Raw genomic sequence first — 8,660 nt, 5'->3', positions numbered from 1 at the left:
GTCAGGTCGCCGCGCCGGGGGGACGCGAAGGATTCGAGGTCGGCGCGGGTGAGGCCGGTGAGGCGGGCGACCTCGGCGATGTCCAGGGCGCCGCAGTCCAGGCCGCGCAGCAGATAGCCGCTGAGCGCCTTGGCGGTGGCGGGCTCGTCCATGACGTCGCCGCCGGCCCGGTTGGCGTAGCGGGCGAGACGGGCCGCGGCCTGCTCGAAGCCCTCGCGGTAGAAGGCGAAGACGGCGGCGTAGCGGGTGGGGATGTGCCCGGGGTGCATGTCCCAGCCCTGGTAGTAGGCGCGGGCCAGCGCCCGCCGGGTCAGGCCGTAGTGGAGGCGCCAGGCGTCGTGGACCTTCGCCGTCGGGCCGACGGGCAGCACGTTGGTGGAGCCGTCCGAGACGCGGACGCCGGTGCCGGCCGCCGCCACCTGCATGACCGCCTTGGCGTGGTCGGCGGCGGGGTGGTCGCTGGCCTGGTAGGCGGCGGAGACGCCGAGGCAGGCGCTGTAGTCGAAGGTGCCGTAGTGCAGCCCGGTGGCGCGGCCCTCGGCGGCCTGGATCATGCGGGCGACCGTGGCGGTGCCGTCGGTGGCCAGGATGGACTGGCTGGTCTCGATCTGGATCTCGAAGCCCAGGCGCCCGGCGTCCAGTCCGTGCGCCTTCTCGAAGGCCTCCAGCAGCCGGGCGAAGGCACCGACCTGCTCCGGGTAGGTCACCTTGGGCAGGGTGAGGACCAGGCCCTCGGGCAGGCCGCCGGCCTCCATCAGACCGGTGAGGAAGACATCGAGGGTGCGGATGCCCCGGTCCCGTACGGCGGCCTCCATGCACTTCATGCGGATGCCCATGTAGGGCGCGGCCGTGCCGTCCCGGTAGGCCTCGGCGATCAGGCGGGCGGCGCGGGCGGCGGTCGCGTCCTCCTCCTCGTCGGGACGGGGGCCGTAGCCGTCCTCGAAGTCGACGCGCAGGTCCTCGATGGGCTCGCGCTCCAGCTTGGCCCTCACGCGGGAGTAGACCGGCTCGGCCAGCTCGTCCGACAGGCCGAGGACGGCCGCGAAGGAGGCGGCGTCCGGAGCGTGTTCGTCGAGCGCCGCGAGTGCCTGGTCGCCCCAGGAGCGGATGGTGTCGACGGCGAATGCGTCGCCGGGGACGTACACGGTGTGGACGGGCTGGCGGGTGCCCGGGTCCCCGGGGTAGCGGCGCTCCAGCTCCGCGTCGACCGGTGCGAGGGAAGCGCTGATCTCCTCGCTGACGGCGCCCGCGAGGCTCGTCGCCACCTTCTCCTGCTGACCCATCCCACACCCTCCACTTTCCGCTTTATGGAATCAATAATCCGTATGGCGAAGTTATCTGGCAACCTTCCCACTGGTCAACACCACATCGTGAGCTCTCCGCTCCGCGCTCTCGGCACGGCCACCTCCCTCTGGCACCGTGCCGGAGCCGCGCCCCTTCGCCCGCGACAGCCCGCCGGCGACCGGTCGCCCGGAAGCCGCAGCAGGAGGAGCACCCGTGCCGAGCCACAGCCGAGTCACGCGCCGCAGGGGCCTGAAGGCCACGCCGGCCGCCGCGATTCCCCTGCCTCTGTCCAGTACAGCACTCTCCGCCGCCCCCGCCGGGGCGGGCGCGGAGCACCGCTGGATCGGCACCGGGCGCGCGGGCGGCAGCCGCGACGAGTCCATGGCCGTCTTCTACGACACGCACCGGCTCGCCCCGAGGAGTACGACCACTTCCGACTCTCCGGCACACCGGACGTGATCGGGTCCGACACCTGGGGCGGCGGTTCCATCCCTGATCGCCGAGCACGTCACGGGACTCGGCACCGCGCTCCCGCTCGTCGTCACGGGCGACTTCAACGTGGCCGCCCACGAGAACCCGGTCTACGACACACTGCTGGGCGCGGGTCCGGCCGACACCTGGGACACGGCGGCGAAGCGGAGCGAGCCGTACGGCACCTTCCACGGCTACCGGCCGCCGACGCCGGGCGGCGACCGCATCGACTGGATCCTCGCCACCCCCGGTGTCACGGCGCACGAGGCCCGGATCAACACCTTCTCGGCGCACGGGCAGTACCCGGGCGACCATCCGCCGGTGCGGGCTTCGCTGACGCCGGGACGAGACGAGGCCCCCGTGACCTCGGTTGCGGTCACGGGGGCCTCGGTACAGCGGATGCGGGGATCAGCCCTTGCGGGCCTTGATCTCCTCGGTCAGCTGCGGCACGACGTCGAACAGGTCGCCGACCACGCCGTAGTCGGCGAGCTCGAAGATCGGGGCCTCCTCGTCCTTGTTGACGGCCACGATCGTCTTCGAGGTCTGCATGCCGGCGCGGTGCTGGATCGCGCCGGAGATGCCGTTGGCGATGTACAGCTGCGGCGACACGCTCTTGCCGGTCTGGCCGACCTGGTTGGTGTGCGGGTACCAGCCGGCGTCGACGGCGGCGCGCGAGGCACCGACGGCCGCGCCCAGCTGATCGGCGAGGGCCTCGATGATCGCGAAGTTCTCCGCGCCGTTCACACCGCGGCCGCCGGAGACCACGATCGCGGCCTCGGTCAGCTCCGGGCGGCCCGTGGACTCACGCGGCGTACGGCCGGTGATCTTCGTGCCGGTCGCCTTGTCGGAGAAGGTCACCGACAGGGCCTCGACCGCACCGGCGGCCGGGGCGGCCTCGACGGCGGCGCTGTTCGGCTTGACCGTGATGACCGGGGTGCCCTTGACGACACGGGACTTGGTGGTGAAGGACGCGGCGAACACCGACTGGGTGGCCACCGGGCCCTCGTCGCCGGCCTCCAGGTCGACGGCGTCGGTGATGACGCCGGAGCCGATGCGCAGCGCCAGGCGGGCCGCGATCTCCTTGCCGTCGGCGGAGGACGGGACCAGCACGGCGGCCGGGGAGACGGCCTCGTAGGCGGCCTGCAGGGCGTCCACCTTCGGCACGACCAGGTACTCGGCGTACTCGGCGGCGTCGTGGGTGAGCACCTTGACCGCGCCGTGCTCGGCGAGCGTGGCGGCGGTGTCGGCGGCGCCGTTGCCCAGCGCGACGGCGACGGGCTCGCCCAGGCGGCGGGCCAGGGTCAGCAGCTCCAGGGTGGGCTTGCGGACGGCACCGTCCACGTGGTCGACGTAGACGAGGACTTCAGCCATGGGATTGCTCTCCTGCGTAAGAAGTTGAGGGGCGGTCAGCGGGGCGGGCCCTTAGATGAACTTCTGGGCCGCGAGGAACTCAGCGAGCTGCTTGCCGCCCTCGCCCTCGTCCTTGACGATGGTGCCGGCCGTGCGGGCCGGGCGCTCGGTCGCGGACTCGACCTTGGTGAAGGCGCCGTCCAGGCCGACCTCCTCGGCCTCGATGTCGAGGTCGGACAGGTCCCAGGACTCCACCGGCTTCTTCTTGGCCGCCATGATGCCCTTGAAGGAGGGGTAGCGGGCCTCGCCGGACTGGTCGGTCACGGAGACGACGGCCGGGAGCTGCGCCTGAAGCTGCTCGGAGGCGGCGTCGCCGTCGCGGCGGCCCTTGACCGTGCCGTCCTCGACGGAGACCTCGGACAGCAGGGTGACCTGCGGAACGCCCAGGCGCTCGGCGAGCAGGGCGGGGACGATGCCCATGGTGCCGTCGGTGGAGGCCATGCCGGAGATCACCAGGTCGTAACCGGCCTTCTCGACGGCCTTGGCCAGCACCAGGGAGGTGCCGATGGCGTCGGTGCCGTGCAGGTCGTCGTCCTCGACGTGGATGGCCTTGTCCGCACCCATGGACAGGGCCTTGCGGAGCGCGTCCTTGGCGTCCTCGGGGCCGACCGTCAGAACGGTGACCTCGGCGTCGTCCGCGTCCTCCTTGATCTGCAGCGCCTGCTCGACCGCGTACTCGTCCAGCTCGGAGAGCAGACCGTCCACGTCGTCGCGGTCGACGGTCAGGTCATCGGCGAAGTGCCGGTCGCCAGTGGCGTCGGGCACGTACTTCACAGTGACAACGATCCTCAAGCTCACGCCGGCTCTCCTACTGCATCGTCATTTCGGGCTGCCTCTTGCAGGCAGCATAGGCGCCTCAAGCGGCCGATCCCGGTCGGGGCGTCCGCGCGCTCCGAACGAGATATTACTCGTCAGTACACCCAGTTCCTGCCCGCTAAGCAAGCGCTTTGAACTGTGACCTTCGCAACGCAGCGTAACCGGAACCCGACGGGCGCGCAGCGGAGCCGAGCGTGATCAATCCCGCAGACCGTTGAAGCGTCCCTGGTGGTAGAGGAGCGGGCGGCCGGTGCCCGAGGGGTCGCCGAGCTCGACCTCGGCGAGCACGATGCGGTGGTCGCCGGCCGGGACCCGCCCGACGATCCGGCACACCAGCCAGACCAGCACGTCGTCCAGCACCGGCACCCCCTTCGGCCCCTCCCGCCAGGCGGTGGGCGCGCCGAAGCGGTCGGCGCCGCTGCGCGCGAAGGTGGCGGCCAGGTCGCTCTGGTGCTCGCCGAGTATGTGCACGCCGACGTGGTCCGTCCCGGCGATCGCGGGCCAGCTGGAGGCGCCCGTGCCGATACCGAAGGAGACGAGCGGGGGTTCGGCGGAGACCGAGGTGAGGGAGGTGGCGGTGAAGCCGACCGGGCCGGAGGCACCACGCGCGGTGATCACCGCCACACCGGCGGCGTGCCGGCGGAAGGCGGAGCGCAGCAGTTCCGGGGAGGCGGTCAGGGGGGTGCCGAGTTCGGGAGTGGCCGTCATGGAGTCGTCCTTCTGCCGGGGGTCACGGGCGGGTCCGCGGGTGCTCAACAGCCCGGACACCCCGCGCTCGCGGTGCGGGCGAGGTCGATGTGGACCCGCCCGTAGAGAAGGAGTTCTGTCGGCATGCGGTCAGGTTGGCGACCGGCGAGGGGGACCGTCAAGCCGCTTCCGCGCCCGGCGGGACGGCGCACCGCGCGCCGGACCCCGCTCATACGGCTTCCCCCAGGGCCGCTATGACGTCGGCCTTGCGGGGCTGTCCGGTGGCGCGCCGCACCACCCGCCCGCCGGCGTCCAGGACCAGGACGGTGGGCGTCTTGGCGATCTCCAGCGCGCGTACGAGCTCCAGGCGGGCCTCCGCGTCGATCTCGACGTGGGTCACGCCAGGGACCATGCCGGCGACCTCGCCGAGGACCCGCCGGGTGGCCCGGCAGGGCGCGCAGAAAGCGCTGGAGAACTGCACCAGCGTGGCCCGCTCCCCCAGCGCCGCGCCGAGTTCGGCCGCCCCGATCCGCCTGCCGTCGTCGCGCCCGCCCACCCGCACTCTCCCGTTCCGCCGCCGGCGCGGCTCGTCGCGGCGGGCACGTCAGGGCGCGCGCCGCCGGTCCGGTCGTCATCAGCACAACCGGTCCCGGGACCGCGAAGATTCCCGGCGACACCCCACAGGAGGGTAAAGGGGATTTAAAGATCCGAGGTGGGATGTAGGCCGACGTGACGAGGATCTCGCGTTAGGGGGGCACCAGAACTGGCCACCCGTACGTTCTTCGGGCACGATCTGCGAGACGCCGTAAACCTACGGCTGCGTAACCTTCCCGCCGGGAGCCCCTTTCCCGAGCAGAGCAGAAAGGGCACACCCCGCCCATGGCAGAGCTGGTCTACCGTCCCGTCATCGGTATCGCCAAGACGGCGTTCAAGGTCTGGGATCTGAAGATCGACTGCTTGGGGTCGGAGAACATCCCGCGCTCGGGCGGCGCCGTGCTGGTGAGCAATCACATCAGCTATCTGGACTTCATCTTCAACGGCCTGGCCGCCCTGCCGCAGAAGCGGCTGGTGCGCTTCATGGCGAAGGAGTCCGTCTTCCGGCACCGGATCTCCGGACCCCTCATGCGCGGCATGAAGCACATCCCGGTGGACCGCGGACAGGGCGAGAAGGCGTACGCGCACGCGCTGGACGCGCTGCGCTCCGGCGAGGTCATCGGGCTGTTCCCGGAGGCGACGATCTCGCAGTCCTTCACGCTGAAGAGCTTCAAGTCGGGCGCGGCCCGGCTGGCGCAGGAGGCGGGCGTGCCGCTGGTCCCGATGGCGGTGTGGGGCACGCAGCGGCTGTGGACGAAGGGGCAGCCGCGCAACTTCAAGCGCAGCCACCTGCCCGTCACCGTCCGGGTCGGCGAGGCCGTGGAGGCCCCCCGCGACCAGTACGCCGGCGCCATCACCCGCCGGCTGCGCGAACGCGTCCAGGAACTCCTGGAGGCCGCGCAGCGTGCCTACCCGGGCCGCCCCAAGGGCCCGGAGGACTCCTGGTGGCTGCCCGCGCACCTCGGCGGCACGGCGCCCACGGCGGAGGAGTTGCGCGCGGTCCAGGCGTAGGGCCCGCGGCGCCCGGCCGTTTCCCGGGCACTCGGGCCCGCCGTCGGGCGGGGTCTCAGAGGCTCGACGGGAGCGTCCTCCACAGGTGCGGGCGGTCGGAGGCCGTGCGCAGGGCGGTGAGGACCGCCGGGAGCGGGGCGGCGTACAGGCCCGGGTAGTCCGTCTCGCCGGCCTCGGGGTCCGGGATCCAGGCCAGCCGTTCGCCGCTCAGGGAGAAGCGCGCGTCCACACCGGGCTTGTTGCCCCGGGGGTCCTGCCGGTGCCAGGCGCCGCGGAAGCGTACGGCGACCAGGCCGTGGAGCAGGTGACCGCCCGCGTCGTCGGTCAGGCGCTGGTAGCACAGGGCGGCCGGGATGTCCTCGGCGCGCAGCAGGGCGGCCAGGGCGTGCGACTTGGCGTGGCAGACGCCGGTGCCCAGGGCCAGTACGTCGGAGGCGCGCCAGGTGACGCGCGGGTCGCCGGAGTCCGCGGAGTGCGGGATCGTGTCGCGTACGAACTCGTACGCGGCCCGCGCATATTCATACGAGTCGGCGGCGCCGGCCGCGAGGCGGGCGGCGGTCTGCCGGACTCGTGGGTGATGGTGGTCGATGGCCTCGTCCGCGGCTAGGTACGCGGACAGGTCGGCCGTGTTCTGGATCAGCTGCATGCCCGCAGAGCATAGGAACGCGGTCACCTGGCGTCAATGACTTTCCAGGCAACCGCATAACTATGCAGCGGAGGTCAGCGAGCCGTCTCCTCCTTCAGGGCCGCCACGAACGTGTCGACGTCGTCCTCCGTGGTGTCGAAGGAGCACATCCAGCGCACCACTCCGGCTGCCTCGTCCCAGAAGTAGAACCGGAACCGCTTCTGCAGCCGCTCGCTCACGTCGTGCGGGAGCCTGGCGAAGACGCCGTTGGCCTGCACCGGGTAGAGGACCTCCACCCCGTGCACCGCGCGCACGCCCTCGGCGAGCCGCTGGGCCATCTCGTTGGCGTGCCGGGCGTTGCGCAGCCACAGGTCCTTGGCGAGCAGTGCCTCCAACTGCACCGAGACGAAGCGCATCTTGGAGGCCAGCTGCATGGACATCTTCCGCAGGTGCTTCATCTGCCGCACCGCGTCCTGGTTGATGACGACGACGGCCTCGCCGAACAGCGCGCCGTTCTTCGTCCCGCCCAGCGAGAGGATGTCCACGCCGACCGCGTTGGTGAACGTCCGCATGGGCACGTCCAGGGAGGCGGCGGCATTGGCTATCCGGGAGCCGTCCAGGTGCACCTTCATGCCGTGCGCGTGGGCGTGCTCGCAGATCGCGCGGATCTCCTCGGGCGTGTAGAGGGTGCCCAGTTCGGTGGACTGGGTGATCGACACGACCTGCGGCATGGCCCGGTGCTCGTCCTCCCAGCCCCAGGCCTGCCGGTCGATCAGCTCCGGGGTGAGCTTGCCGTCGGGCGTGGGCACGGTGAGCAGTTTCAGCCCGCCCATGCGCTCGGGCGCGCCGCCCTCGTCGACGTTGATGTGCGCGCTCTCGGCGCAGATCACCGCGCCCCAGCGGTCGGTGACCGCCTGGAGCGCGACCACGTTGGCGCCGGTGCCGTTGAAGACCGGGAAGGCCTCCGCGGTGGCGCCGAAGTGGCTGCGCACGATCCGCTGGAGGTGCTCGGTGTAGTCGTCGCCGCCGTACGCCACCTGGTGGCCGCCGTTGGCCAGGGCCAGGGCGGCCAGCACCTCGGGATGGGCTCCGGCGTAGTTGTCACTGGCGAAACCGCGGACCTGCGGGTCGTGATGGCGACGCGCGTCGGTCTTGGGAGGGTTCACGGCTTCTCGGTCAGCCACAGACGGTTTCCGTTCACTTCCGCGGCGGGCTTGCTCCAGACGCCCTCGATGGCCTCGGCCAGTTCCTTGACGTCCGTGAAGCCCGCGAACTTCGCGTTGGGGCGTTCGGCGCGCATCGCGTCGTGCACCAGCGCCTTCACCACCAGGATGGCAGCCGCCGAACGCGGCCCCTGCTCGCCCCCGGCCTTGCGGAAGCCGTCGGCCATGGCGAGCGTCCAGGCCTCGGCGGCGGCCTTGGCGGCGGAGTACGCCGCGTTGCCCGCCGTCGGCCTGGAGGCGCCGGCCGCGCTGATGAGCAGGTACCGGCCGCGGTCGCTGCGCTGGATGGCGTCGAAGAAGGCGAGGGAGGTGTGCTGGACGGTGCGGACGAGCAGCTTCTCCAGCAGGTCCCAGTCGGCGAGGTCGGTGTCGGCGAAGGTGGCGCTGCCGCGCCAGCCGCCGACGAGGTGGACCAGGCCGTCGATCCGGCCGTGCTCCTTCTCGATGCGCGCGGCCCAGGCCCGGGTGTCCGCCGGGTCGAGCAGGTCGACGGTCTCGCCGGTGACGGTGGCGCCGCCGCGGGCGTAGCGCGCCGCGTC

General features: G+C 71.9%; 9 protein-coding genes and 1 pseudogene. 2 read left to right on the top strand and 8 right to left on the bottom strand.

Translation table 11 applies throughout. The annotated features are described in order from the left end of the window. Positions 1 to 1,283, bottom strand: a 1,283-nt coding sequence (locus tag H5J33_RS15145; RefSeq protein ID WP_181795440.1) for a DUF6986 family protein, incomplete at its 3' end; no start/stop codon positions are given. Between the two features lie 214 nt (positions 1,284 to 1,497). Between H5J33_RS15145 and H5J33_RS15140 the strand changes: the two are divergent. Further along, a pseudogene (locus tag H5J33_RS15140) lies at positions 1,498 to 2,100 on the top strand (endonuclease/exonuclease/phosphatase family protein); the annotation flags it as partial. Positions 2,101 to 2,163: 63 nt separating this feature from the next. On the opposite strand, the gene H5J33_RS15135 reads toward H5J33_RS15140, so the two are convergent. The 4 genes from H5J33_RS15135 to H5J33_RS15120 form a co-directional block, all read right to left on the bottom strand. After that, complete coding sequence (locus tag H5J33_RS15135; protein WP_181795439.1) at positions 2,164 to 3,126, bottom strand: electron transfer flavoprotein subunit alpha/FixB family protein; 963 nt, start codon at positions 3,124 to 3,126, stop codon at positions 2,164 to 2,166. Between the two features lie 51 nt (positions 3,127 to 3,177). Continuing rightward, a complete protein-coding gene (locus H5J33_RS15130) occupies positions 3,178 to 3,963 on the bottom strand; it encodes an electron transfer flavoprotein subunit beta/FixA family protein (protein WP_181795438.1) in 786 nt (261 codons plus the stop codon). A 216-nt stretch (positions 3,964 to 4,179) separates the two neighbouring features. Further along, positions 4,180 to 4,689, bottom strand: a complete 510-nt coding sequence (locus H5J33_RS15125; protein WP_181795437.1) for a flavin reductase family protein — start codon at positions 4,687 to 4,689, stop codon at positions 4,180 to 4,182. A gap of 208 nt (positions 4,690 to 4,897) precedes the next feature. Then, positions 4,898 to 5,230 carry a thioredoxin family protein gene (locus H5J33_RS15120; protein WP_181795436.1) on the bottom strand — a complete coding sequence of 111 codons (333 nt, stop codon included), beginning with the start codon at positions 5,228 to 5,230 and terminating at the stop codon, positions 4,898 to 4,900. 317 nt (positions 5,231 to 5,547) lie between these two features. On the opposite strand from H5J33_RS15120, the gene H5J33_RS15115 reads away from it, so the two are divergent. Then, entirely contained in the window at positions 5,548 to 6,273 is a 726-nt protein-coding gene (locus H5J33_RS15115; protein WP_181795435.1) for a 1-acyl-sn-glycerol-3-phosphate acyltransferase, read from the top strand. A gap of 55 nt (positions 6,274 to 6,328) precedes the next feature. Here H5J33_RS15115 and H5J33_RS15110 read toward each other — a convergent pair whose 3' ends face one another. From H5J33_RS15110 to H5J33_RS15100, 3 genes are all read right to left on the bottom strand, one after another. After that, entirely contained in the window at positions 6,329 to 6,919 is a 591-nt protein-coding gene (locus tag H5J33_RS15110; protein ID WP_181795434.1) for a transglutaminase family protein, read from the bottom strand. A gap of 74 nt (positions 6,920 to 6,993) precedes the next feature. Further along, positions 6,994 to 8,064, bottom strand: a complete 1,071-nt coding sequence (locus tag H5J33_RS15105; protein ID WP_181795433.1) for a low specificity L-threonine aldolase — start codon at positions 8,062 to 8,064, stop codon at positions 6,994 to 6,996. Next, positions 8,061 to 8,660 (bottom strand): SDR family NAD(P)-dependent oxidoreductase (locus tag H5J33_RS15100; protein WP_181795432.1); only part of this gene is annotated, 600 nt, incomplete at its 5' end. The genes H5J33_RS15105 and H5J33_RS15100, both read right to left, overlap by 4 nt.

It is taken from the genome of Streptomyces sp. WELS2, from assembly GCF_013870595.1.
Taxonomy (GTDB): domain Bacteria; phylum Actinomycetota; class Actinomycetes; order Streptomycetales; family Streptomycetaceae; genus Streptomyces.
The sequence above is the reverse complement of the archived record's forward strand: the minus strand, read 5'-3'. Positions and strand labels throughout refer to the sequence as shown.

Bases quoted from the DNA above. Each gene is read 5' to 3' on its own strand.
- H5J33_RS15135 (WP_181795439.1), bottom strand. From the start codon at position 3,126: ATGGCTGAAGTCCTCGTCTACGTCGACCACGTGGACGGTGCCGTCCGC.
- H5J33_RS15125 (WP_181795437.1), bottom strand. From the start codon at position 4,689: ATGACGGCCACTCCCGAACTCGGCACCCCCCTGACCGCCTCCCCGGAA.
- H5J33_RS15115 (WP_181795435.1), top strand. From the start codon at position 5,548: ATGGCAGAGCTGGTCTACCGTCCCGTCATCGGTATCGCCAAGACGGCG.
- H5J33_RS15110 (WP_181795434.1), bottom strand. From the start codon at position 6,919: ATGCAGCTGATCCAGAACACGGCCGACCTGTCCGCGTACCTAGCCGCG.